26 protein-coding genes are annotated in these 23,230 nt (G+C 60.6%); 11 read left to right on the top strand and 15 right to left on the bottom strand.

Features of this window, described 5'->3' with window-relative positions; all coding sequences use genetic code 11:
* Positions 1–301 precede the first annotated feature (301 nt).
* A complete protein-coding gene (locus tag KEM60_RS11685; protein WP_219107791.1) occupies positions 302–856 on the top strand; it encodes a LysM peptidoglycan-binding domain-containing protein in 555 nt (184 codons plus the stop codon).
* A 68-nt stretch (positions 857–924) separates the two neighbouring features.
* On the opposite strand, the gene era is transcribed toward KEM60_RS11685, so the two are convergent.
* From era to hrcA, 7 genes are read right to left on the bottom strand one after another with little or no spacing between them, the layout of a single operon-like run.
* On the bottom strand, positions 925–1,854 hold the full coding sequence (era, locus tag KEM60_RS11680) for a GTPase Era (RefSeq protein ID WP_219107790.1): 930 nt from the start codon (positions 1,852–1,854) through the stop codon (positions 925–927).
* Positions 1,851–3,128 carry a hemolysin family protein gene (locus KEM60_RS11675; protein ID WP_219107789.1) on the bottom strand — a complete coding sequence of 426 codons (1,278 nt, stop codon included), beginning with the start codon at positions 3,126–3,128 and terminating at the stop codon, positions 1,851–1,853. Before KEM60_RS11675 ends, era begins: the two co-directional genes overlap by 4 nt.
* A gap of 42 nt (positions 3,129–3,170) precedes the next feature.
* Positions 3,171–3,635: an rRNA maturation RNase YbeY gene (ybeY, locus tag KEM60_RS11670; RefSeq protein ID WP_219107788.1), complete on the bottom strand. Its 465-nt coding sequence runs from the start codon at positions 3,633–3,635 to the stop codon at positions 3,171–3,173.
* On the bottom strand, positions 3,635–4,729 hold the full coding sequence (locus KEM60_RS11665; RefSeq protein ID WP_219107787.1) for a PhoH family protein: 1,095 nt from the start codon (positions 4,727–4,729) through the stop codon (positions 3,635–3,637). The genes ybeY and KEM60_RS11665 overlap by 1 nt, the downstream gene beginning before the upstream one ends.
* A 13-nt stretch (positions 4,730–4,742) precedes the next feature.
* Positions 4,743–5,516, bottom strand: a complete 774-nt coding sequence (locus KEM60_RS11660) for a 16S rRNA (uracil(1498)-N(3))-methyltransferase (RefSeq protein ID WP_219107786.1) — start codon at positions 5,514–5,516, stop codon at positions 4,743–4,745.
* Between the two features lie 7 nt (positions 5,517–5,523).
* A complete protein-coding gene (dnaJ, locus tag KEM60_RS11655) occupies positions 5,524–6,648 on the bottom strand; it encodes a molecular chaperone DnaJ (protein ID WP_219107785.1) in 1,125 nt (374 codons plus the stop codon).
* Positions 6,649–6,688: 40 nt separating this feature from the next.
* Positions 6,689–7,744: a heat-inducible transcriptional repressor HrcA gene (gene hrcA, locus KEM60_RS11650; RefSeq protein ID WP_219107784.1), complete on the bottom strand. Its 1,056-nt coding sequence runs from the start codon at positions 7,742–7,744 to the stop codon at positions 6,689–6,691.
* A gap of 99 nt (positions 7,745–7,843) precedes the next feature.
* On the opposite strand from hrcA, the gene KEM60_RS11645 reads away from it, so the two are divergent.
* The 3 genes from KEM60_RS11645 (at position 7,844) to KEM60_RS11635 (ending at position 10,553) form a co-directional block, all read left to right on the top strand.
* A complete protein-coding gene (locus tag KEM60_RS11645) occupies positions 7,844–8,743 on the top strand; it encodes a DUF3097 domain-containing protein (RefSeq protein ID WP_219107783.1) in 900 nt (299 codons plus the stop codon).
* 7 nt (positions 8,744–8,750) lie between these two features.
* Entirely contained in the window at positions 8,751–9,692 is a 942-nt protein-coding gene (locus KEM60_RS11640) for a hypothetical protein (protein WP_219107782.1), read from the top strand.
* Positions 9,693–9,893: 201 nt separating this feature from the next.
* The gene (locus KEM60_RS11635; RefSeq protein ID WP_219107781.1) at positions 9,894–10,553 is read left to right on the top strand and encodes a hypothetical protein; all 660 of its coding nucleotides are present in this window, start codon (positions 9,894–9,896) and stop codon (positions 10,551–10,553) included.
* Positions 10,554–10,654: 101 nt separating this feature from the next.
* Here KEM60_RS11635 and KEM60_RS11630 read toward each other — a convergent pair whose 3' ends face one another.
* A complete protein-coding gene (locus tag KEM60_RS11630; RefSeq protein ID WP_219107780.1) occupies positions 10,655–11,074 on the bottom strand; it encodes a hypothetical protein in 420 nt (139 codons plus the stop codon).
* A gap of 64 nt (positions 11,075–11,138) precedes the next feature.
* Here KEM60_RS11630 and KEM60_RS11625 point away from each other — a divergent pair, with 64 nt between their 5' ends.
* Complete coding sequence (locus KEM60_RS11625) at positions 11,139–12,389, top strand: MFS transporter (protein ID WP_219107779.1); 1,251 nt, start codon at positions 11,139–11,141, stop codon at positions 12,387–12,389.
* A complete protein-coding gene (locus tag KEM60_RS11620) occupies positions 12,367–13,041 on the top strand; it encodes a bifunctional 2-polyprenyl-6-hydroxyphenol methylase/3-demethylubiquinol 3-O-methyltransferase UbiG (RefSeq protein WP_219107778.1) in 675 nt (224 codons plus the stop codon). Before KEM60_RS11625 ends, KEM60_RS11620 begins: the two co-directional genes overlap by 23 nt.
* Before the next feature lie 126 nt (positions 13,042–13,167).
* On the opposite strand, the gene KEM60_RS11615 is transcribed toward KEM60_RS11620, so the two are convergent.
* From KEM60_RS11615 to KEM60_RS11595, 5 genes are all read right to left on the bottom strand, one after another.
* Positions 13,168–14,433: a Y-family DNA polymerase gene (locus KEM60_RS11615; RefSeq protein ID WP_219107777.1), complete on the bottom strand. Its 1,266-nt coding sequence runs from the start codon at positions 14,431–14,433 to the stop codon at positions 13,168–13,170.
* Positions 14,430–14,786 carry a LexA family transcriptional regulator gene (locus KEM60_RS11610; protein ID WP_219107776.1) on the bottom strand — a complete coding sequence of 119 codons (357 nt, stop codon included), beginning with the start codon at positions 14,784–14,786 and terminating at the stop codon, positions 14,430–14,432. Before KEM60_RS11610 ends, KEM60_RS11615 begins: the two co-directional genes overlap by 4 nt.
* 441 nt (positions 14,787–15,227) lie before the next feature.
* On the bottom strand, positions 15,228–15,908 hold the full coding sequence (locus KEM60_RS11605) for an ABC-2 transporter permease (RefSeq protein ID WP_219107775.1): 681 nt from the start codon (positions 15,906–15,908) through the stop codon (positions 15,228–15,230).
* The gene (locus KEM60_RS11600) at positions 15,901–16,728 is read right to left on the bottom strand and encodes an ABC transporter ATP-binding protein (protein ID WP_219107774.1); all 828 of its coding nucleotides are present in this window, start codon (positions 16,726–16,728) and stop codon (positions 15,901–15,903) included. Before KEM60_RS11600 ends, KEM60_RS11605 begins: the two co-directional genes overlap by 8 nt.
* 598 nt (positions 16,729–17,326) lie before the next feature.
* Entirely contained in the window at positions 17,327–18,115 is a 789-nt protein-coding gene (locus KEM60_RS11595; protein WP_219107773.1) for a DUF2785 domain-containing protein, read from the bottom strand.
* 113 nt (positions 18,116–18,228) lie between these two features.
* On the opposite strand from KEM60_RS11595, the gene nadA reads away from it, so the two are divergent.
* The 4 genes from nadA (at position 18,229) to KEM60_RS11575 (ending at position 22,171) form a co-directional block, all read left to right on the top strand.
* Complete coding sequence (gene nadA, locus KEM60_RS11590) at positions 18,229–19,248, top strand: quinolinate synthase NadA (RefSeq protein ID WP_219107772.1); 1,020 nt, start codon at positions 18,229–18,231, stop codon at positions 19,246–19,248.
* A gap of 15 nt (positions 19,249–19,263) precedes the next feature.
* On the top strand, positions 19,264–20,823 hold the full coding sequence (locus KEM60_RS11585) for an L-aspartate oxidase (RefSeq protein ID WP_219107771.1): 1,560 nt from the start codon (positions 19,264–19,266) through the stop codon (positions 20,821–20,823).
* Positions 20,823–21,659, top strand: coding sequence for a carboxylating nicotinate-nucleotide diphosphorylase (nadC, locus tag KEM60_RS11580; protein WP_219107770.1), 837 nt, complete (start codon positions 20,823–20,825; stop codon positions 21,657–21,659). The genes KEM60_RS11585 and nadC overlap by 1 nt, the downstream gene beginning before the upstream one ends.
* A gap of 134 nt (positions 21,660–21,793) precedes the next feature.
* A complete protein-coding gene (locus tag KEM60_RS11575) occupies positions 21,794–22,171 on the top strand; it encodes a DUF4870 domain-containing protein (protein WP_219107769.1) in 378 nt (125 codons plus the stop codon).
* A gap of 233 nt (positions 22,172–22,404) precedes the next feature.
* Here KEM60_RS11575 and KEM60_RS11570 read toward each other — a convergent pair whose 3' ends face one another.
* Both KEM60_RS11570 and KEM60_RS11565 read right to left on the bottom strand, forming a co-directional pair.
* Positions 22,405–22,614: a helix-turn-helix transcriptional regulator gene (locus tag KEM60_RS11570; RefSeq protein ID WP_219107768.1), complete on the bottom strand. Its 210-nt coding sequence runs from the start codon at positions 22,612–22,614 to the stop codon at positions 22,405–22,407.
* A gap of 1 nt (position 22,615) precedes the next feature.
* Entirely contained in the window at positions 22,616–23,014 is a 399-nt protein-coding gene (locus KEM60_RS11565) for a hypothetical protein (protein ID WP_219108311.1), read from the bottom strand.
* Between the two features lie 8 nt (positions 23,015–23,022).
* On the opposite strand from KEM60_RS11565, the gene KEM60_RS16960 reads away from it, so the two are divergent.
* The gene (locus tag KEM60_RS16960) at positions 23,023–23,202 is read left to right on the top strand and encodes a DUF2283 domain-containing protein (RefSeq protein WP_370626371.1); all 180 of its coding nucleotides are present in this window, start codon (positions 23,023–23,025) and stop codon (positions 23,200–23,202) included.
* The last annotated feature ends 28 nt before the right edge of the window (positions 23,203–23,230 follow it).

The raw sequence follows: 23,230 nt of genomic DNA, 5'->3' as shown, positions 1-23,230 counted from the left end.
GACGTCATGGCGAGCAAGGTCACGGGGTACACGTCGGTCAGGTTAGCTCGACCCGCGCCGGAGAGTCCATAGTCGCCCGCATACCGTACGGTCACCTCGATGCACCTGCCCCGCTCAGCCCCCGGCTTGCGAGCCTGCTGGCCAGACCGACCGATCGGTTGTGACCCCGCTGGTAGGCAAGGGACTTGGACGAATGTTAAGTTCCGTCCTGGGCCGCGCGTCAGCCTCACGACGGCGCCGCTGACCTGCGCATGCGCAGGAGCTGCGGCGTGCCCTTATCCACGTCCAAGGAGACACATCTATGAGCGCTCTGCGCGCAGGTCAAGGACTTCGCCGAGGCGAAAGCCTGGACTCCTCGACCGGCAAGTTCGTCCTCGCACTGCAGGAGGACGGCAACCTGACCCTCAGCGACCGCGGCCAGGAAGTCTGGGCGAGCGGCACCCACGGTCAGGGCGTTGACCGGCTCGACGTACAGGACGACGGCAACGTCGTGTTGTACGCCGGTGGTGACGCAAAGTGGTCGACCGGCACCCACGGCAACTCCGGGGCGTCGTTGACCCTGCAGGACGACCGCAATGTCGTCGTCTACTCCGGTGACGGCCAGCCGCTGTGGGCGACCAACACCGGCACCGACGACGTCGACTCTGCGGACAACGGCTCTGCGGACTACGAGGACGAGGGCGAGGACGACGACTCCGACGAGCAGGAGTACGTCGTGGAGAGCGGCGACACCCTATGGGGTCTGGCCGAGCGTTTCTACGGTGACGGCTCGCAGTACACCCGGATCGCCGAGGCCAACGACATGGACGACCCCAACATCCTGGACGTGGGTCAGGTCCTGATCATCCCGGCCTGATCTGCCGGACACGCGGCGGGGCCCGGGCCAGAGGATGGGTGTCCTCCAGCCCGGGCCCCGACGTCGACTCAGAATCCCAGTTTGCGCAGCTGCTTAGGGTCCCGCTGCCAGTCTTTAGCGACCCGCACGTGAAGATCTAAGTGCACTCGGTGACCGAGGATTTCCTCAATCCCAGCTCGCGCTTTGGTCCCGACCTCTTTCAAGCGAGACCCTCCCCGACCAATCACAATCGCCTTCTGGCTGTCTCGTTCCACATAAACCTCAACCCGGACATCGGTCAACGGCCGATCAGCTGGCCGGTCAGGTCGATCCACCATCTCCTCGACGACCACCGCCAGGCTATGCGGTAGCTCTTCGCGGACCCCTTCCAATGCCGCCTCACGCACCAGCTCCGCGATCATCGTCACCGGTGACTCGTCAGTGAGCATCTCGTCGGGATAAAGCTTCGGGCTCACCGGCAGTCGAGAAGACAACTCCCGACGTACGACGTCGACCTGGATGAGGCCACTGGCTGAGCAGGGCACGATGGCGTCCCACTGACCCAACTGGTCCACGGCAATCAAATGTTCGGCGAGCCGCTTTCGGTCCACCACATCTACCTTCGTGGCGATCGCGACGACCGGGGTCCGTTTGGCGCGTTGGAGCTCGGCGAGTTCCCGGGCGATGAAGGCATCCCCAGGCCCAGGTTTTTGGTCGGCGGGCAGACAAAAACCCACGACGTCGACGTCCAACAAGGTCTCGCGAACGAGGTCATTGAGCCGTTCACCCAGCAACGTCCGCGGCCGATGCAACCCGGGGGTGTCGACGAGGATCAGTTGGCTTTCCTCAGTCGTGGACACACCGCGAATAGTGTGTCGCGTCGTCTGCGGCTTGTTGGAGGTGATGGCCACCTTCGAGCCGACTAGGGCATTGGTCAGGGTAGATTTCCCCGCATTGGGCCGCCCCACGAGGGCCGCAAAACCCGCCCGGTAGGACCCCTCGGTCTGAGCGTCGTTCACTCTTCCTCCTCTTGGTCGGGATGTGCGATCCGGTGGACCAACACTGTGGCGATCCGATGCCGTCGACCGGACATCCGCTCGGCCAGTAGCTCCAACCCGGCGACCTCACCGCGTGATCCCAAAATCGGGACGCGACCGATGACCTTGGCCAACAAGCCCCCGACGGTGTCGACGTCTTCCTCGTCAATGGTGATGTCAAACAGGGTCGCCAAATCATCGATGTGCATCGTGGCGTCGACCCGATAACCGCCGTCCGGTAATTCTTCGTATTCATCGCTTTGCCGGTCATATTCGTCGGCGATGTCACCGACGATCTCTTCAATGAGGTCCTCAATGGTGACCAGACCTGCGGTGCCGCCGTACTCATCGATGACCACCGCCATGTGGATCGCGTCATGCTGCATCTCCCGCAGCAACGCATCCACTGGTTTGCTGTCCGGAACGTACGTCGCAGGGCGCATCACCTCGGTGATGCTGTCGGCCATCGACTCCGGAACGTCGTACGTGCGCTGCGCGACATCTTTGAAATACAACAATCCCACCGGGTCGTCCGCGTCTTGGCCGATCACCGGAATCCGGCTGAAACCTGAACGGAGGAACAGTGACGTTGCTTGACGCAAAGTCTTGTCCGATTCGATGACGATCATGTCGGTGCGAGGAACCATCACCTCACGGACCAGGGTGTCGCCCAGTTCGAAGACCGAATGGATCATTTCCCGTTCTTCGTCTTCGATAACCTGGGACGCACCAGCTAAGTCCACGAGGTCTCGTAGCTCCGCTTCGTTAGCAAACGGCCCGTCCCGGTAGCCACGCCCTGGGGTCACTGCGTTGCCAATGGTCACCAATAGTCGCGCCACCGGACCGAGAACCCTGCGCATCCACACCACAGCCGGGGCAGCGAACAAGGCAATCGGGACACTGTGTTGCCGACCGATAGTGCGGGGGCTGACCCCCACAATCACGAACGAGGCAACGCTCATCACCAGAATCGACGTCAGCATGATCGTCCACACCCCGTCGAGGACCTGATCCATGGCCAACGTCGCTAGGACTGCCGCAGTCGTCTCAGTGAGAATCCGGACGAATGTCAACGTCGACAGGTAACCGGCGCTGTCAGTCAGCACCTGCACCAATCGGTCTGCTCCATGTCGTCCCTCTTCGGCAACGCCCTGAGCGGTGTGCAGACTCACTCGGGCCACCGCCGACTCCGCGAGGACCAAGAGGAAAGTCAACGCCAGACACACCAGGAACCCGGCGATCAACTGGCCGGTCATACCGTCACCGTCCGAAGGATCATCGCCGCCACCGGTCGCAGATCAGTGTTGTCGACCACGGCCGGCGAGATAGGTGAGCAGCAGCGTGCGCTGCAACTCGAACATCTCCTTCTCCTCTTCAGGTTCGGCATGGTCATACCCCAGCAAATGCAAGATGCCGTGGGTGACCAGGAGAAGCAGCTCTTCAGCGGTGGTGTGGCCTGCCTGCTGCGCTTGCGCGGAGGCCACCTCCGGGCACACCACGATGTCACCGAGAGTCCCGGCTGGGGTGATGTCTCCCTCTCGACCAGGCCGTAGCTCGTCCATCGGGAAACTCATCACGTCGGTGGGGCCAGGCAGGTCCATCCACTGCACATGAAGCTGCGTCATCGCTTCCGGGTCAACGCAGGTGATGCACAACTCCGAGCGGGCGTTGACGTGCATCTGCTCCAGGACATAGCGGGCTAAGTCGACTAGTTCCCGGACATCGACTCGATGGTCGGTCTCGTTGAGAACGTCGATGCTCATCAGCGGGTACCCCTGTTTGTCGTACGGCTATGCGGTCCGGTGCGGTTGGTCTCTCGCCGAGGGCGACGGGCATCATCCCATCGCCCGTAGGCCTCCACGATGTCGCCGACCAGGCGGTGACGTACCACGTCGAGAGGAGTCAACTCGGCAAAATGAATGTCATCGACGTCCGCGAGAATGTCCCGGACTACCCGCAGCCCCGACTGCGTGCCACCAGGCAGATCCACTTGGGTGATATCCCCGGTCACCACGATTTGCGAGCCGAAGCCTAGCCGGGTCAGGAACATCTTCATCTGCTCCGGCGACGTGTTTTGCGCCTCGTCAAGGATGATGAACGAATCGTTGAGGGTGCGGCCGCGCATATACGCCAACGGCGCCACCTCGATCGTGCCGGCCGCCATCAACCGTGGGATCGACTCCGGGTCAATCATGTCGTGGAGGGCGTCGTACAGCGGTCGCAGGTACGGGTCGATCTTGTCGTTAAGAGTTCCCGGAAGGAAGCCCAGCCGCTCCCCCGCCTCCACCGCTGGACGAGTCAAGATGATGCGATTGACCTGCTTGGATTGCAACGCTGCGACCGCTTTAGCCATCGCCAGATATGTCTTACCAGTCCCGGCCGGACCGATACCGAAAACGACAGTGTGGGTGTCGATGGCATCGACGTATCTTTTTTGGTTGAGGGTCTTCGGGCGGATCGTGCGGCCCCGACTAGACACGATATTGGTGGTCAACACGTCTGCGGGGCGCTCCTGGACGCGGTCACGCAGCATTCGGATAGAACGTTCTACCGCGTCTCGGTTCAGCGGTTGACCGGATCCGGCGATGACGAGCAGTTCATCCAACAAGGTCTGCGCCAGATCCACCTCCACCTCAGGGCCGTCAAGGTGGATTTCATTGCCCCGCACAAAAATATCCAGGCGCGGCAGGTTGCGTTCCATCGTCGTCAACAACTGGTCGTGTGTGCCGAGCAGGGACACCATCGGCAACCCTGGAGGGATCACGACCACTCGGGAAGGAGAGGACAGGGACGGATCCGTTCCGTCCTGGACCTGGGGAACAGACCCGTCGTCGCGGGCCGAGAAATGGTCAGTCATGAGATGCCCCAGTCTAGGCGTGCCCACGCCATCGCGTCGCCGCCAACACCACCGACAGGCCAGCTGGGCCAGCGCTGGAGGAACGCAACACCGTGTCACCCAATCGCACCGGGATGGCACCAGCTTCCTGCAGGAGCAGCACCTCTTCCGGAGCGACGCCCCCTTCCGGTCCCACCACCAGCATCACCTGCCCCGGTATCGCGGCGCCATCGACACCCCAGGAGGACATCTGCTCGACTAAACCGGTGGGCGCGTCTTCATGCAGCACGTACGCCGCATCGACCTGCGCCACCCGCTGCACCAACTCCTGCGTCCCCACCGGGCCATGCACCAACGGAACCGTCGCTCGACGAGCCTGCTTCGCTGCCGCGAGCGCGATATTGCTCCATTTCCGCAGGGATTTACGGCCGCGTTCGCCGCGCCACACCACGATGCTGCGTCTGGCTTGCCAGGCCAAGACTTCATCCACGCCGAGCTCGGTGGCGGTTTCGACGGCCGCTTCGTCACGGTCGTTCTTGGCCAGGGCTTGGGCGAGGATCAGTCGCGGCGCGGCGGGGGTGGCGTCGTGGATGTCCTCCAGGCGGGCGCTCAGGCCCTCCCGGGTGACGTCGGTGACATCGGCGTGGGCGACGAGGCCAGATCCGTCTGCTACCAGGATGGTCTCGCCGACACGGATCCGTCGTACGGCGACGGCGTGGTGCCCTTCGGTGCCGGTCAGGTGCACGGTTGATCCTGCCCTGGCACCGTCGAGGGTGTCCGGGTCGAGCCAGAACAGTGCCGCTGTCATCGACCGGTCACTTGCCGAGGAAGGCGTCGCGGACCCGTCCGAGGAAGCTGCTTTCTTTGACTGCGGACAGTCGGCCTTCGGGTTCTTCTTCGCCGCGGAGTCGGGCGAGTTGCCGGAGCAGTTCTTCTTGTTCGCCGTTGAGTTTGGTGGGGGTGCGCACGTCCAGGTGGATGAGCAGGTCACCGCGTCCGCTGCCGCGTAGGTGGGTGACTCCTTGGGCTTTGAGGGTGATCACTTCGGCCGGTTGTGAACCGGGGCGAATGTCGATGCGCTGTTCGCCGTCGAAGGTTTCCAGTGTGACGGTGGTGCCCAAAGCTGCCGCTGTCATGGGGATCTCGGTGCGGCAGTGTAGGTCGTCGCCTCGGCGGGTGAATACATCGTGCGGGGACACTCGTACTTCGACGTACAGGTCACCGGCGGGGCCGCCTCCTGGGCCGACTTCACCTTCCCCGGAGAGTTGGATCCGAGTGCCGGTGTCGACGCCTGCGGGGACTCGCAGGGTGAGGGTACGGCGGGTGCGGACTCGTCCTTGGCCGGAGCAGTCAAAGCAGGGGTGGGTGATGACGCTGCCGTATCCCTGGCAGGCGGTGCAGGGGCGGCTGGTCATGACCTGGCCGAGGAAGCTGCGTTGCACCTGCTGTACTTCGCCGCGGCCCTGACAGACGTCACATTGGCGAGGGCTGGTCCCTGATTGGGTGCCGTCGCCGTGGCAGGTGGAGCAGACCACTGCCGTATCGACGTGGAGTTCTTCTTCGCCGCCGAATACTGCGGTGCGCAGTTCGACGTCTAGGGGGACGAGTGCGTCCTGGCCGCGTTGGCGTCGGGAGCGGGGGCCGCGTTGAGTGCCGGCGGCTCCTCCGAAGAAGGCATCCATGATGTCGCTGAAGCTGAAGCCTTGACCGTAGCCACCGGAGGCACCGCCGTAGGGGTCAGCGCCCATGTCGTAGGCGCGACGTTTTTCGGCGTCGCCGAGGACGTCGTAGGCCTGGCTGACCTTTTTGAATTCGGCTTCGGCCTCGGCGCCGGGGTTCACATCAGGATGCAGTTTGCGAGCCAGTCGACGGTAGGCGCGTTTGATGTCCTCGGGACTGGCGTCCCGGGCGACGCCGAGATCGGCGTAGTAGTCGTTCACTGAAGGCCTTCCTGGATGAGGTGGGCGGCGTGGCAGTAGGTCATGAGGCGAGGATTCTGCTCACGTACGTCGCCACGCTGCGGACGCACGCCATGGTCGTGGGGTAGTCCATGCGGGTGGGGCCGAGAACACCCAGACCGGCGACCATATCGTCTCCGGTGCCGTATCCGGCGCTGACCACGGAGGTCGCGGCGAGCCCGAGATGGTTGTTTTCTCGACCGATGGTGACGGCGACCCCGGAAGCAGGGGGTTTTTCTGAGGCGAGAGTCCCGAACAGTTTCAGCAGGACCACGTGTTCTTCGAGGGCTTCGAGGACCGGACCGATCGTCAGCGGGAAGTCCAGGGGGAATCGGGCGAGGTTGGCCGTGCCGGCCATCACTACTCGTTCTTCTCGTTCCTCGACCAACGCATCCTCCAATGACTGGACGATGGCGCGCGCCAGGTCTCGGTGCTCAGGTGGCAGATCGTCGGGCAGCGCCGCCAACCGTTCAGCGGCTTCGGGGAGGGTGCGTTCGGCGGTCTCGGTGTTAAACCGGCTTCGGAGGTCGGCGAGCAAAGCTTCGCCGCTCGGTGAGCGCAGATCCAAAGGGTGTGGGGCGCCATGCGCGTCGATGATGCGCTGCTCCACCCGACCGGTGGTGAGGATCAAGACGACCATCGCTTTGTCGTCACCGACCGGGAGAATCTCGATGTGCCGGACTCGGCTGCGAGTTAACGACGGGTATTGCATGACGGCGACCTGATGGGTCAACGACGCGAGGAGACGCACGGTCCGGTCGACGACGTCGTCGAGGTCGATGGCGCCGGCGAGGAAATCGCTGATGGCGGTGCGTTCCGCCGGGGAGAGCGGTTTGATTTCGGAGAGCCGGTCGACAAAGAGTCGATATCCAGCGTCGGTGGGGACCCGGCCTGCGCTGGTGTGCGGTGCGGCGATGAGTCCTTCTTCTTCGAGGGCGGCCATGTCGTTACGGACGGTAGCGGCAGATACGCCGAGGTGGTGACGCTCCAGGAGTGCCTTGCTGCCCACTGGCTCCGACGTACGGACGTAGTCCTGGACGATGGCGCGTAGCACCGTCATCCGGCGCTCTTCACTCACGACTGCTCCTTCCCCGCTCCGTGAACGCAACGATCAATCGACATCCGGTGACGGCCGGTCGGCGCGCTGGCACTCGGAGCTTGCGAGTGCCAGTTTACGATGCCCTGTGTGATCTCTCGATACGACTCCGATCCGCTGGCCGGTGACTGGCGTGCCCTGCGCAACGGACGTTCCACTCCCCACGAAGCCACCATCGGCCTGGTCGTCGAAGAGATCACCACCGGCTGGTGCGGAGCTGTCGTTGCCGTGGAAAAAGCTGGCGGCATGCACGTCGTCCACCTTGAAGACCGTCGTGGAGTTGTCCGCGCCTTCCCCTTGGGTCCCGGATTCCACCTCGACGGACGACCTGTCACCCTCACCCCGCCCACCGCACACACCCGGGCGGCACTCCAACAGGCACGTCAGGCTGCCTCCCGCACCGCCAGCGGATCACGCGCCGTCGCCGGAGCCACTGCCCGCGTCGCCCGGGGTTCCCGGCTCCTCGTGGAAGGTCGGCACGACGCCGAACTTGTCGAAAAAGTCTGGGGCGACGACCTGCGGGTCGAAGGGGTCGTCGTGGAACTCCTCGACGGCGTCGACCACCTCCCTGCCTATGTCGATGAGTTCCGACCCGACCCGACCCGACGCCTCGGAGTCCTCGTCGACCACCTCATCCCCGGCAGCAAAGAATCCCGCATTGTCGCCCAGGTCATTGACGGCACCCGTTACGGGCAGCACATCAAAGTCCTCGGACACCCCTACGTCGACGTATGGCAAGCGGTGCGCCCCGCCCGCCTGGGTTTGACCGCCTGGCCCACCGTCCCCCGCGACATTGAATGGAAACGTGGCATTCTCGCCCACCTCGGCTGGCCACACAACGACCACATCGATATTGCCCACGGCTGGAAACGCATCTTGGGTACGGTGCATACGTATACCGATCTGGAACCGGCGCTTCTCGCGCCGGTCGAAGAACTCATCGATTTCGTGACCGTCGACGACGCACAGATGCGGAGCTGAACCAGACGTGGCCGTGGAACTGCAGAGCACCGAGGTCGTCGCCGTCGTCGTGACTGTCAACGACGACTCCCCACAGGTGTTGACCGTCGGCGCTCCCGGTGGGATCCCTGCTGTGCCCAGTGGCCCGCTGCTCGCCGACCATCGTTCTCTGCAAGCCGGACTCCGCGACTGGGTCACCTCCCAAACGGGACTGCACCCCGGGTACGTCGAGCAGCTCTACACCTTCGCCGACCGCGAACGCGCTGGCAGCCACACCCGGATGATCTCCGTCAGTTATCTCGGACTCACCCGCGCCGCCACTCCCGACGGCGGCTCCGCGTGGCGGAACTGGTATGACCTCTTCCCCTGGGAGGATCGCCGCGACGACAACGGCATCCAGCGCAGCCATCACCTGGTCCAGCAACTCCACGGGTGGGCAGACTGTGGGGCCAGTGACGCTGTCCGACACAGCCGGTCCGAGCGCATCGCCGCCACCTTCGGGCAAGCCAGCCGCCCCTGGCGCCCCGAAGACTGCCTCCACCGATATGAATTGCTGTGGGAAGCAGGTCTCCTCGCTGAATCTCGGGCACACGGCTCGGGGCGCCCCGCCGCGACACCTGGCCATGTGCCCACCACCGGGACTCGGATGCGCCACGACCACCGCCGGATCGTCGCCACCGGCATGGCTCGACTCCGCGCCAAAATCCAATACCGCCCGGTTATTTTTGAACTCATGCCTCCCACCTTCACCCTCGGCCAACTCCAAAACGTCGTCGAAGCCCTGACCGGCACCCGCCTCCACAAACAAAACTTCCGTCGGCTTGTCGCCCAGGAAGACCTCGTCGAAGAAACTGGCGAACGCACTACTGACACCGGCGGACGCCCCGCGAAACTCATGCGGTTCCGCGCCGACGTTCTCTCCGAACGGCCTTCAACCGGGTTACGACTCCCCCAATCACGTCCTCGCTGAACTGTGATGGTAGCGACATATAAGTCCGCGATCTGCTCTGCCTTAGCCCTCAGCATCTTCACCGCCAGCTGCAGCACTGGTCCCCTTATTAAAGACAGACCCTACCCTCCCTCGCTGGTATCGGATTTATCGCAACTCATCGATACCGGGACAGGCCTCTTCGCGGATCCCGAAAGTGGGGATGGCGAGCCAGGTAACCTCTTGGCAACCTATGAAGTTTCACTCCTCATCGAACAAGATTTCATAAAAATCATCAACAACAAAACAGTCAGCTCACTGAGGCGAATCTATGATGATCCGAAAATTACTTTACAACAGAAAATGATGGCAGCAGTCTCTCTGCGTGCGGCGCATTCTCTCACCGAAAGGGATCAAGGCGAAATCCTCGCTGCGATACGAAAGAAAAAGTGGGAAAATATGAATTTTAAGGACGCTCAGGATTGGTCAGAGGTGAGTTCACTTGCGTATTACCTATCTGGAATGAAGATCCCGGCCTCGCTGGCAAAAAAATTAGCTAAGACTGACGAAGAGAAGCGCGCTCTCATTGCAATACTTTCAAATCCGGTTCCTCTTCATAATTTTCAAGAAATTGTCGACTTAAATCAAGATTCTCTTGAGTCTATTAAAAGTAGCTTAGATCTTACTGATATGCCTACGATTGATCTGGCGCGCGCCACAATTGCCTTGCATCTATCTGGATCGATCGATAACCTTGAACTCGCCCATCATAGGTCATTAGTTGAGAAGAGGACTGGCTGCCACTACAGCAAAAATATCTTGTTTAGCACAGCACAGAATAGAGATGCATGCTCGTTAACTGCTTCTCGAATATGGATGTATAGCGGCGTTTCGAGCTCATGAAAGAGCGATGTGCACCTCTAGCAATAGCCACCCCAGCCTCCCGTCATCGACGCCGGGATATCGCGCTAAGACATCATCGAATCACTTTTTTCGGTGAGCACCTATCTGGGCTGACCAGATTGCTCTTGAGGCTTTTCAGTAGCGAATCTAGTGTGGGCGGTAAATTCGACCAGGCCGCCGACCTGGCACAGATCAACCTCATGACGTTCCAGCCGAATGGGATCCACATTCTCATCGTCGTACACAATCCATTGGATGCCCTCGTCCATCACGCCCGTGTCAACACCTGCCCCCACAAGCCGCGACTGACGCAATGATGACAATTTGTCTGTATCGGCGTACGGGCAGACAACGGTGCCGGACGAACCGTTGACAGGCCCCGAAAGGGACACCGATGACGGATCGCGTTTTACCTCGGAGAGGATCCGATCGGCGCTCCCTTGGTGGGCCGTGAGCAACACCAGTGATGTCGCTAAAGTCGTGGCGATCACCGCCACCGCAGGCCCACGCCAGGTCATCACCCGACCCATTCTGGTCATAAATCAACACGCAGCGGGGGAACTCGCTCCACGTAGACTCGCGCGGGTGAACTTCCTCGAAGCCGCTCTGCCGCACCGGCTCGGAGGTTCCTTCCGTGCCCTCATCGCCGCGAGCTCCCTCAACCAGTTCGGTGACGGCATGCTCCTCGCCGCTGGACCATTGCTATTGGCGTCGCTGACCCGGGATCCATTCTTGATCGCGCTAGCCCCGGTGCTGCAACGGCTACCTATTCTGCTACTCGGACTAGGTGTCGGGGCCTATATTGACCGCGTCAACCGTCAACGCCTCGTGATCATCGTCGACCTGACGCGTGCTGCGGTGCTGATGTGTATGGGAGCGCTTGTTGCCACCGGCACAATGACAATCGGGCTGGTGCTGGCGTTGATCAGCCTCCTTGGTGTCGCGGAGGCATTCGCTGACGTCGCTGGGCAGACCTTACTTCCCAGCACTGTTCCAGCCGAACACATCGGGGTCGCTCAACCGCGGATGATGGCGACGTACGTCGGAGGCAACCAGCTCTTCGGGCCGCCCGTCGGCGCGTTCCTTTTCGCGGTGGGAGCAGCCTGGCCATTCGTTGCTAACGCCGTCTGTTTCGCTGCGGGCGCCGCTCTCATTTCACGGATGACAGTCCGGCATGTCACGGAAGAGACGCGTTCCAGTGCCGCGCTGCGCCATGACGTTGTCGAAGGATTACGTTGGCTCGCTGGCAACGGCCCGGTGCGCACGCTGGTGCTCACCGTCACTCTGTTCAACATCACGTACGGCGCCACCGCATCCGTCACTGTCGTGTGGGCGAGCCAACGACTAGGCCTCGACGAGGTGGGATTCGGTCTGCTCACCTCAGCCGGCGCCGTCGGCGGAGTCGTGGCGATCCTCACTTTCGGGGCGGTCACTCGGCGTGTGTCCTATGCCACGCTCATGCGAGCAGCTCTCGTCACCGAGACGCTCGTCCACATGACCTGCGCGCTCACCACGACGCCCCTGGTGGCGTATGTGGCGATGTTCGCGTTTGGCGTTGAAGCATTCCTGTGGGGGACGACATCGATGACGGTGCGACAAGCTCTGACCCCTCACCACCTGCTGGGTCGTGTCGGCAGTGTGACCATGATGGGGGTCTATCTGGGGCTGGTGGTCGGCGGGATGTTAGGTGGTGTCATTGCTCGCCAGTTCGGCATCACAGCCGTGTATTGGTGTGCCGTAGCTGGCAACTTCCCCTTGCTTGTGGTGATCTGGCGTCAGCTCGGTCACCTCGCACAAGCCGGAGAACCTCACCGTGACGACTCCGATGAACGCTGATTGGCAGATGTTGGCCCGGGAGTCCTACGACCGTGTCGCACAGTCTTACGCGCAGATGACACGTTCTGCTCCGATGGACAATGCCGCTATGGCTGGTGATTACGCCATGCTCACTGAGTTAGCGGCACGCACCATTTCCGATGGTGTCGCCACGATCGTCGACATCGGCTGCGGGCCCGGGTGGTGGACTCAATTCCTCGCTGCGCGCGGGGTACAGGTGATGGGTGTTGACCTGTCTCCAGTCATGATCGACATCGCGCGTGAGAATGTGCCGCAGGCGCGTTTCGAAATGGGGTCCGTTCTGGATATTCCTGTGCCGTCGGAGTCGGCAGATGGGGTGTGCTGCATGTACGTCCTCCATCACCTGCCCGATGCAGAACTCGGGCGTGCCGTCAGTGAGCTTGCGCGGATACTGACCCCTGGCGGTGTGTTGTTGCTCGGCGGCCACATCGGCGCTACACACAGCGTGAAAACCCAGGGGTACGGAGGTCACCCCATGCACGTCCACGTTAATAAACGTTCCGCCGCTACCTGGGAACAGGTTGTGCATCAGAAGGGTCTCCGCATCGAGTCGCACGCGATCTACGACCTTGACACGTCGTCCCTCACCCATGCCCTTTTGGCCCGTAAACCGAATGCCCTGACGATTTGATGCGCTGCCGTGATGAACGGCGCAAACAGATATGTGAGGCTAGCGCAGGTCCTGTGATATTCGTAGCGCCAGGTCGCGGCTGCGGTCTGGGTGATGTCGATCGTGATGACCTCACGTGGGTTGGTCTCAACGGGTGGGGAGCAACTGATCCCATCGGGTTGTCGCAGCAGCGGACAACAAGTCACGGCGCATCTCCCATGGGGGCACACGTCGAAAGCCTGCCGCGCCATACCCCACTACCCCGGGTCCGAGTCGCGCAGTCAGTGCGTCCATTGCGCGGCCTAACCGGATATCACCTGGTGAGCCCCACAATGGTGATGCCTCACCGGCCGGGGTGAGGTCCGTCAACAGCACACCTACCCGGGTGTAGGCAGCTCCATGTGGCATGGCCGTCGCTGTAGCGTGGTGGGCAGCGCGGATCAGGTCGTGGGTCTGGTTGGTGGGTGGGTCTAAGGGGACAGAGGCGGTGTCATGTCGTCGGCGTACGTCGTGCTTGTCGTGGGAGGAACCAGCGGACAGGATCACCGTGAGCAGCGCTGCGTGCAGGCCGTGGCTTCGCAATCGGGTCGCTGCTTGGCTCGCCCGGACCGTGACCACGTCTGTCATGTCGGTGAGGGTGTCCACAGGACGGCCAAGCATTCTCGTGTGCATGACTTGGGCACGCCGGACGGGTTGATTTCCCACAAGCAGACATGGGGTGCCCGCTAATTCTCGAGCGGTGCGTTCCACGGTGACGGAATAGCGTTGCCGGAGCCACCCCGGGTCCGCGGTGGCGAGATCAGCGGCGGTGGCGATGCGGTCCGCACATAGCCGGGCTGCCAGGCGTGACCCGATGCCCCAGACGTCGGCTACTGGTGTCGCGGCAAGAACATCACCGATCTGGGCAGGAGAATGCCCGGCAAGATTGCCGACATGGGGCGGATTTGGGTCACGTTTGGCCAGGCGTTGAGCTACTTTAGCCAGCGTTTTCGTCGTACCGATCCCACAGGTCACCGGCAAGCCCACCCACTGGTAGACCCGATGCGCGATGTCATTGACGATTTGCTCTGCCCGGGCTGCCGGCAGCGATAGGAAAACTTCATCGATGGAATACACCTCGACGTCAGCAGCGAGGGAAGTGACAGTGGTGACGAAACGCGCCGACAAGTCGCCGTACAGCTCGTAATTGCTGGACTTAGCCACGACTTGCTGAAAACGTGGATCGTCGCGCACCTGAAACCAGGGCGCACCCATCGCGACCCCACACTCTTTGGCTTCCCTCGACCGAGCGATCACGCAGCCGTCGTTGTTAGAAAGCACCACGACAGGCCGACCCATCAAGGCGGGATCGACGACCCGCTCACAGGAGGCATACATCGATTCCACGTCGATGAGAGCAACGACCTGACTCATGGGATGAGCAGGTCACGGACCAGCGCCGTCACCACTCCCCAAAATCGCACCGCATCGGTCGCGGTCAACACCCCAGCGTCCACAGCCAACGTGCCATGCGGAGTCAACCGGGCAATGCGATGTTCGCCGTCGGCGACCACCACCAGAATCATCCCCGGCCCGGGATCGACGGCACGATCCACGATGAGGACGTCACCGGCGGCGATACCCGCGCAGGCCAGCTGTGCCTCAGAGCGCAGCAGATAACGCGACGGGCGCCCCAAGTATCGGGCATCCAAGCTGATGGGGCCCTGGTAATAGTCCTGCGCCGGGGACGGCCAGGAGCTGGTCACTCCCGCGTTGATCGAACACATGTACGATATGATGACACTGGTGACACCGACTGGCCAACCGCCTTATGTACAGCGCAGGGGACGGGCGTCTGCGACCACCTAGTGGCAGATGAGATGCATCATTCGCTCTGTCGATCCTCAATCCTTCGCGCATACCTATCTGCGATGTCGCCATCCTGCTCACCACGAGATGAGCTGCACTGCATATCCAGTGCCAAAAAATACCGCACGTAAATATGCCACCCTCCTAAGCTAAGGGCATGAAGTTATCATCCATTCTTTCGCTTCACAAGGCACGATCCTAATAACAATAAAGCCGATACGAGAAAGATGCCACCAGATAGGCGGTCCCCTCCCAAGAATGTTGAGAGACTAGCAATAAGAAAAAGTACACCAATGACGATCCGCAGATATTTCCTATTTGTGGTATTCATGGATTCCTTTCGTGGAAGTTCTTGTGGATCAGTGATCTGCCCTGGCATAAATGCGCGCCGAAATCAGATAAGAGATGAAATACACGAGCAAGCTAAATGCCAGCAAATAGAGAGGTATGACTTGAAATAACTCTTTAAAGTTAATGCTAGGCGCATCGAAAGGCAGGGAAGGTCCGTAGAAGCCAAAAATTCCGATCAGGAAAACTGAAAAGAGAAAGACTATTCCGCCGCGCTGAGCCCCCCAAGCAGTATAAACAGGGAGAAGCAAAGCTAATAGGACGAAGATCGAGCCCACCCCAGCGCACAAAGCATTCATCAGATCTGATCTGCTCCCGCCACCGATGCATGCCCCCAAAATAAGAGGCGAAGCGCTAGCAGCAATAGATAAAATACCAACGAGGTAATGCGCCGCAACAACCTCCCTTGGGAGAACGGGGAGGGAGCCATAAAGAAAATGCAAGTCACTTGAATCAATAATATTATATAAATTGACGATCATGATGATTGATATCATCGTCATGAACGGCATAGTGCTTTCTAGTGGGATGGCCATGGTCGCTACAGCTGATATACCTATCATGGCTGCCGCTACTATCGACATAGTGCGGATAGTAATCAGATCCAACAAGACCATCGCGGCTATCCGCTTCAACGGAGTGCTGTTTGAAATAAAAGTCTGACTCCTCACGTCATGCGCAGAATTAAGCATCGCTGCAGCCTTGGGGTAAATAAATCACAACCTCATCCAACGATGGCTCCCTCAGTTTAATTGAATTTAAATTAATATTACTCGTATGCGAAAGTTTAATGAGGCCCTCACATGAGGCGGGTCCCTTTCGTAGGCCTATAATAGATTCTTTGATTGCTGACAGCTGATCAAATTCTCCTGAAATTATTCGATAGTCACTCAGTAAATTGCAGGTTTGACCTGAGAAGACCAACTTTCCTTCATGAAGCATGATGATATCGTCTGCGAATTTTTCTAAATCCGAGCTGATGTGACTGGAGAAAAGAACGGAGTGTCCCTGAATCTTCGAGAAATCAGCTATCATGTGTAAAATTTCGTGGCGCGCTAACGGATCGAGCCCCGAAGTCGGCTCATCGAGGATCAGAAACCTTGCATCGTGGGCGAATGCGACTGCAAGCTGCAATTTCATACCCATCCCCCGCGATAGTTCCTTAATTTTCTTTGACTGATCTATACGCGCCCAATCGACAGTGATATCGAATTGTTGCTGATCCCAGGTTGGATAAAATCTTCGAAGTGCTTTAGAAACCTCACGGACCCTCCAATCTTTACTATACTTAGGAGTGTCATATACGACTCCGACCTCGTCGGAATGACATTTCGTTACTGTTCCGGAAGATGCTCGTGTCAAGCCAAGCGCAAGTTTGATGAGAGTCGTCTTTCCGGCGCCATTGACTCCCACCAAACCAGTAATGCTGTTTTCTGCAATGGATAAATCGATGGGTCCGAGCTGAAAATGATTGTACGATTTAACAACACCATCGAAGGAAATGTGCAACATTCAGCCTTTCTTGCTATTAAACTAAATGAAGATGACCCCCTTGCGACACTTGGTGAAAGTGCAACTCTGGTCATCGATTATTTTCTTAGCTTATTTTGAGGTCATCAATGATGCACACATCCCGTATATGAGATGGCTTCACTGGAACATATCTGGACTTTGCCATATGCGTACTCCGACCTCTAATGGAGGCCTCATCTAAGCCGTCGAGGCAGCCATTGCTCAAGCCTCCCCTTCACCTCCGTTACCGACGTGACGCCGATATCCGTTATTGGGGCTACAGGCAGAGCATGACATAAATCTGGGCTTGGCGGGTGCTTTTCCGATTGCAATGCCGGAATCCAGATGGCGCCTATCCTTGGAGTTTCCTGGGAAAGTGGCAGTTTAAGCACTCCACCTGGAGGTCACCAGCTTCTCGAAAAGGCTTGAACCATAAGCGAATCCACGAGGATTTTACCCTACGCCAGGAATAGGAGATGGCGTCCATTTACTGAACGGTCGTTAGCTGAAAGAATCCAGCTTTTTCACAGCACAACCGGGCGGGTGCAGTCAAACGTCAGAGATAGAGACGACCGTGGAACAGCACCTGCCGTGATGGCTACATGCGTGGCAGGTGCTGCCATGAGTCGAGGCTCCACAGATATGGAGAAGCACTGGTCAGGACTGCGAGGACAGTGGAGCGGATGTGCGCTGAGTGCGCAGGTGTGCGGGTAGCTCCGGCCACGGGTCGATCCACATCGAGCAGCATGGTCAGGCATCGCAGGGTGTGCAGGGTATTGGCGCGGCATGGATCTGAGGGCTCGTCGGCGCTGCGATGGAGATAGGTGACGAGTGGGCCGAGCCAGGCCAGCTGGGTGGGGTCGATCCCTCCGGCAGTAGGGTCTGCATGGTCAGCGTTCTCGCTGTTGAGAGCGCAGACTATGGCGTAAGCGATATGTTCGTCTTCGCCATCAAGCCACACGAATTCAGTAGGAGCGATGAGTCGCCTGGTGCAGGCGCCTAAGAGACGTGCCGCGGAGGCTTGACGAGCCAGCGCGAGAGCGCCGATGAGATCAGCGCCGCGCACGACAGCGTGGATCCACCCGTCCTGAGGGTCGAAACTACGCAGATCGTCTTCGCGAGTCCACCAACGCAGCACAGATTCAGTCCACCCGTCATCCCAGGTGCCATATCGGGCCAGGTGGGTGAGCGCGAGCGCTGCGCTGCTGCGGACGGCAGTGAGCGGCGCCTGATGGAGTTCGTCGATCAGGGCGGCACCTAAGTCTCGGCGATCATGTGTCGACCATTCCTCCAGGTGAGCGCGGAGTACGTCGAGGCCGCGAGCGCGGTCGTCAGGGCCGGTGGCACATAGGAGGGTGTGGGCTGCGGCGGAAGTGGAGGGGGTCACGAGGGCAGATTACGTGCCGGGCGGAGCGGTTGAGTTGACGTCACCCCCACTGGGGTTATGCTCAGTATCAGCATTAGTAAATCCGCGTCAGGCCTCACCCCTGGAGAGCACCCATGCCCAGCATCACCAGCCACCGCCGTCGAGCCATCCCCTCGACAGATGAGCTCTATGACCGAGTACGTCAGGTGATCCCCCCGATTGAATGGGCCACGATGGTCGACGACATCACCGCAATATGGCAGCTCAAGGCTGAAAAACGGGCTGTCATCCTGGCCCACAACTACATGACTCCGCAGATCTTCCACGGCGTCGCCGATATCGTCGGCGACTCACTCGCTTTGGCCCGCCAAGCTCAAGACGTCGATGCGGACGTCATCGTGCTTGCAGGAGTCCATTTCATGGCCGAGACCGCAAAACTGCTCAATCCGAGCACAACTGTGCTGGTTCCTGACCTTCGCGCCGGCTGTTCCCTTGCCGATGGGATCACCGCCGACGACGTCGCCCGACTCCGTCAGGAACACCCGGGCGTCCCGATCGTCACCTACGTCAACACCTCCGCAGCCGTCAAAGCCGCCTCTGATATCTGCTGTACCAGCGGCAACGCCGTACAGATCGTCGAACGTATCGCCACCCGCACCGGCAACGATCACGTCCTCCTCATCCCGGACCAGCATCTCGCCCGCAACGTCGCAGCACAGGTTGCTCCCCGCGGCATCGGCATCCTCACCTATGCCGGGTCATGCGAGGTCCACGACCGTTTCACCCCCGCCGATGTGCGCCAGATCCGTCAAGACCATCCCGGTGTCACCATCTTTGCCCACCCAGAATGCCCCCCTGGGGTCGTTGCCGCAGCTGACCTCGCCGGATCCACCGCACACATGCAGGATTACGTCGAGAAACACCGGCCACGCCAGCTAGCACTCATCACCGAATGTTCGATGAGTGACAACATCGCCGCCGCATATCCCGACGTCGACATGATCCGTCCCTGCAACCTATGCCCCCACATGAAACGCAACACGCTCGCCGCCATCAGGCACGTCCTGGAAACCGGGGCGAATGAGATCACTCTCGACCCGGCCGTCGCCGATGGTGCCCGCCGCGCCGTCACCCGCATGCTTGAGTTCAGCTGACCACTGGGAACGACGATGACCTCCTCCCCTACAGTCTCCGACACGTCGTACGACGGCATGACCGTCATTGTCGGCGCCGGTCTCGCCGGCTTGACGACCGCACTCGACCTGAACCGTCCCTGCCTCCTGGTCACCGCCACCGACCTTGGTGCGGACTGCGCCAGTGACTGGGCGCAAGGCGGACTAGCAGCCGCCGTCGGCCCAGAAGACCATCCTGAGCTGCACAGTCAGGACACTCTTCGCGCTGGGGTTGGGCTCTGCAATCCCCAGGCTGTACGCCGGATCGTCTCTGCCGGACCAGCCGTCGTCGACCACCTCCTCGCCCTCGGTGCGCGCCTCGACCAGGACACAAACGGCGCTCTTCGGCTCGGATTAGAAGGCGCCCACCGACGACACCGCATCGTCCACGCCGACGGCGATGGTTCTGGACGGGAGATGACCCGTGCCGTCGCCCAGGCGGTGCGAGCGACGCCGACGATCCACGTCATGCCCCACACCCGTGCCACCCGGCTACATGTCGATGGCAACGGACATCTCAGCGGAATCGATCTGCACCACCTCGACACTGACCGCCACCGTCATGTCGCCACCACTCACGTCGTCCTCGCTACCGGCGGGGTCGGTGCCCTCTTTGCACACACCACCAACCCTCGGGGTTCGTGGGGCAGCGGCCTGGCGTTGGCTCTGCGCGCCGGTGCCGTCGCCCGCGACCTGGAAATGATCCAGTTCCACCCCACCGCATTAGACGTCGGACTCGACCCGATGCCGCTGGTCAGCGAAGCCGTCAGAGGAGAAGGCGCTCACCTGCTCGATGACACCGGCGCCCGGGTGCTCCCCGATGACTTGGCCCCTCGTGACGTGGTCTCTCGGGCCGTCTGGGCTCGGTTGACTCACGGACATCGCGTCTTCCTCGACACTCCAGGATCGTTGGGGTCCTCTTTTGCCCAACATTTCCCGTCGATCACGGCGGCGTGCCATGCCGCCGGACTCGACCCGACCGTCGACCCTCTTCCAGTCCGCCCCGCCGCGCATTACCACATGGGCGGATTGATCGTCGATGCCCGCTGCCGCACCACCGTCCCCGGCCTGTGGGCGGTAGGCGAAGTGGCTTCCACTGGATTACACGGCGCCAACCGCCTGGCCAGCAACTCTCTCCTCGAAGCTGTCGTGACCGGTCGCGCTGCTGCCGCTGATCTGAGGGCTCACCGACGTACCTCACGCAGGGCCAGCCGCATCCCCCTCGCCCCCCACGAGGTACCTCTCCGGCATTCTGACGGGCCGTCACCGGCCATACGGACGTTGATGGACCACCATTGTGGAGTGCTCCGCGACGACACCCACCTTCGCACCGCCGTGGAACACCTTCGGGACGACGCCGACACCGATGACGCTGCGCTGGTCGCGCTCCTCATCGCCTGGTCCGCGAAGCAACGCACCGAATCCCGCGGCGGGCACACCAGACTAGACCACCCGGAGACCAGTCTCCCCCGCCATCACGACCTGACCTTGGTCTCTGCCCTGGCTGATATCGACAACCCGGCCACCACTCGGACCCGCCCCTCCAGGAGTGCCTGATGCTTGACTTGCAGATCGAACCCATCGTGCGAGCTGCGCTGCTCGAAGACCTCGGCCGAGCCGGTGACCTCACCACCGACGCCACCGTCCCCCCGGACCAATGCGGCACTGTCGCGCTCATCGCCCGAGACCGCGGTGTCATCGCTGGCGTCGACTGTGCCCGGCTGGCCTGGACATTGATTGATCCGACAGTTCACGTCACGTTCACCGCCCCCGACGGCAGTCGCGTGCAACCTGGCGACCAGATTGGTGAAGCGACTGGCAGCGTACGGGCATTGCTCACCGGCGAACGCGTCGCACTGAACTTGCTCGGACACCTCAGCGGCGTCGCAACCGCCACCGCACGGCTCGTCGATGCCGTCGCCGGGACCCACACCCATATTTGCTGCACCCGCAAAACCACCCCAGGGCTCCGGGCATTGGAAAAAGCCGCTGTCGTCGCTGGCGGTGGAAAAAACCACCGGTTTGGGCTGGATGATGCGATTCTGATCAAAGATAATCACGTCGCGTTCGCCGGGTCGCTGACTGAGGCTGTACGTCGAGCGCGCGCTTACGCCGGGCATCTGGTGAAAATTGACGTAGAAGTCGACACCCTCGACCAAGTGCGTGAGCTGCTCGACATCGGCGCTGACGCGGTGCTCCTGGACAACATGCCCCCCGAGGTGGTGCGACAGGCCGTCGAGATGATCGCCGGTCGCATGGTCACCGAAGCATCTGGGCGAGTCACCCCGGACACCGCACGGGCTCTCGCTGAGACAGGTGTCGATCTGATCTCCGCCGGATGGATCACCCACAGCGCGACCGTGCTCGACATTGGCCTCGATCACCACAGATGATGCATCCAGGGTCCCCGCCCGCCCGAAAGGATGCCACGATGAGCTACCCCCCGAACCATGGTCACGGACCTTCCTCTCCCCATCAGCAGCCTGGATCACCTGGTGATCCGAGGAATCACGGGCATCAGCCCTACATGGCTCCGATCCCACCTTTGAATGCTCCCGGCTGGTCAGCTGCCCCTCAGGCAGGGGCAGCTGACTCCAGTGAACGCAACACAGCGATGTTGATTCATCTGTCGATCATCCCGTTCGGATTCATCGGTCCGCTGATCGGCTATCTCATCAGTGACCACAAGCCCTACCTCAGAGCGCAATCCGCAGAGGCGTTGAACATGGCGATCACCCTCCTCATCGCGGCAGTCGTCGTCGCAATCCTGTGTCTCGTCCTCATCGGCTTCCTGCTCGTACCGGTCCTAGGCCTTTGGGGACTGGTGATGCCGATCATCGGTGGGGTCAACGCCTCCCAAGCCAAGCCCTACCGCTACCCCCTGGTCCTGCGGTTCGTCAGCTGACAGTAGTGGGTCACACTCTCGTCTGACCTACAGCTCCGACGCTCAGAATCGTTCCTGACGAACATCCTCTGCGGACGATGAGCGGTCATGCACCCACCATGACCCCTCATCGATGCAGGTCATCGCCTTTAATCCTGACGGATAGCTTCTCCGTCGGTCACTACTATGACCTGACCCCACCTCAGGGTGAGTCATGTCCTCCTGAGATCCCATCCCTGATCCTCAGGGGCCCGTCAATCGTCAGGAACCCACTCCAGCAAGTCCCCAGGCGTGCACGTCAACACCCGGCACAGCGAGTCGAGCGTGGACAACCTGACCGCTCTCGCCCGTCCGTTCTTCAGGATCGAGATGTTTGCTGGCGTCATCCCTACGGCCTGCGACAGCTGGGCGACACCCATCTTCTGCTTGGCCATCTCCACATCCAACCGGACGATGATGGACACCTCAGACCACTCCCGCCAGTTCAGTGTGATCGGTGATCGCTGACATCAGCAGCGACCGCATCGTGGAGACGATGGCCCAGAGCCTGGAGAGAATCGTCAGTGCCAGGATCCCGGTGACCGGCACAGTGATGGGGCCCAGAGCAGCCAGCAAGGCATAGGTCAGTTCAGTAGCGGTCAGCAGCGCCGCGATGACGATGCAAGCGAGGATGACGTCCACCCAGACGAGCAACTTCTTCAGTCGCGCAGGGATACGGGCGATGAAAGAAATGGACGCGATGATGACAACCGAGTCGGCGCGAATACGATCTCTGTTATTATAAATAATAAAGCTGGTAAAGTCACAACTGTCACCAAGGGGTAGGTTTGAGATTAACATACGATCAAGATGCTGATGCCGCATATCTTTTAGTGGTAGATGAGATTGCTCCCGGCGAAGCAACTAGTCAAGTTCAGGTACATGGCAGCGACAGTGTCGATGGTCGAGTCATTTTTGACTTTGACGCGGAGGGAAAGTTGCTTGGCATAGAAATACTGTTCGCTTCGGAAATCTTGCGAAAATCCACTCTCAACCTCCTTGAGTCAACATGAAAAATGAGGTTGATGATGTTGCTCATGG

The organism is Austwickia sp. TVS 96-490-7B (genome assembly GCF_019331795.1).
In the GTDB taxonomy this organism is placed as follows: Bacteria; Actinomycetota; Actinomycetes; order Actinomycetales; family Dermatophilaceae; genus Austwickia.
Note: the sequence above shows the minus strand (reverse complement) of the source record. Positions and strands in the feature narration are given on the sequence as shown.

Excerpts from the sequence above, each read along its gene's own strand:
- KEM60_RS11685 (WP_219107791.1), top strand. The coding sequence starts at position 302 with ATGAGCGCTCTGCGCGCAGGTCAAGGACTTCGCCGAGGCGAAAGCCTG.
- KEM60_RS11675 (WP_219107789.1), bottom strand. The coding sequence starts at position 3,128 with ATGACCGGCCAGTTGATCGCCGGGTTCCTGGTGTGTCTGGCGTTGACT.
- ybeY (WP_219107788.1), bottom strand. The coding sequence starts at position 3,635 with ATGAGCATCGACGTTCTCAACGAGACCGACCATCGAGTCGATGTCCGG.
- KEM60_RS11665 (WP_219107787.1), bottom strand. The coding sequence starts at position 4,729 with ATGACTGACCATTTCTCGGCCCGCGACGACGGGTCTGTTCCCCAGGTC.
- KEM60_RS11660 (WP_219107786.1), bottom strand. The coding sequence starts at position 5,516 with ATGACAGCGGCACTGTTCTGGCTCGACCCGGACACCCTCGACGGTGCC.
- KEM60_RS11645 (WP_219107783.1), top strand. The coding sequence starts at position 7,844 with ATGCCCTGTGTGATCTCTCGATACGACTCCGATCCGCTGGCCGGTGAC.
- KEM60_RS11615 (WP_219107777.1), bottom strand. The coding sequence starts at position 14,433 with ATGAGTCAGGTCGTTGCTCTCATCGACGTGGAATCGATGTATGCCTCC.
- KEM60_RS11610 (WP_219107776.1), bottom strand. The coding sequence starts at position 14,786 with ATGTGTTCGATCAACGCGGGAGTGACCAGCTCCTGGCCGTCCCCGGCG.
- KEM60_RS11605 (WP_219107775.1), bottom strand. The coding sequence starts at position 15,908 with ATGCTTAATTCTGCGCATGACGTGAGGAGTCAGACTTTTATTTCAAAC.
- KEM60_RS11600 (WP_219107774.1), bottom strand. The coding sequence starts at position 16,728 with ATGTTGCACATTTCCTTCGATGGTGTTGTTAAATCGTACAATCATTTT.
- nadA (WP_219107772.1), top strand. The coding sequence starts at position 18,229 with ATGCCCAGCATCACCAGCCACCGCCGTCGAGCCATCCCCTCGACAGAT.
- KEM60_RS11585 (WP_219107771.1), top strand. The coding sequence starts at position 19,264 with ATGACCTCCTCCCCTACAGTCTCCGACACGTCGTACGACGGCATGACC.
- nadC (WP_219107770.1), top strand. The coding sequence starts at position 20,823 with ATGCTTGACTTGCAGATCGAACCCATCGTGCGAGCTGCGCTGCTCGAA.
- KEM60_RS11575 (WP_219107769.1), top strand. The coding sequence starts at position 21,794 with ATGGCTCCGATCCCACCTTTGAATGCTCCCGGCTGGTCAGCTGCCCCT.
- KEM60_RS11565 (WP_219108311.1), bottom strand. The coding sequence starts at position 23,014 with ATGCGGCATCAGCATCTTGATCGTATGTTAATCTCAAACCTACCCCTT.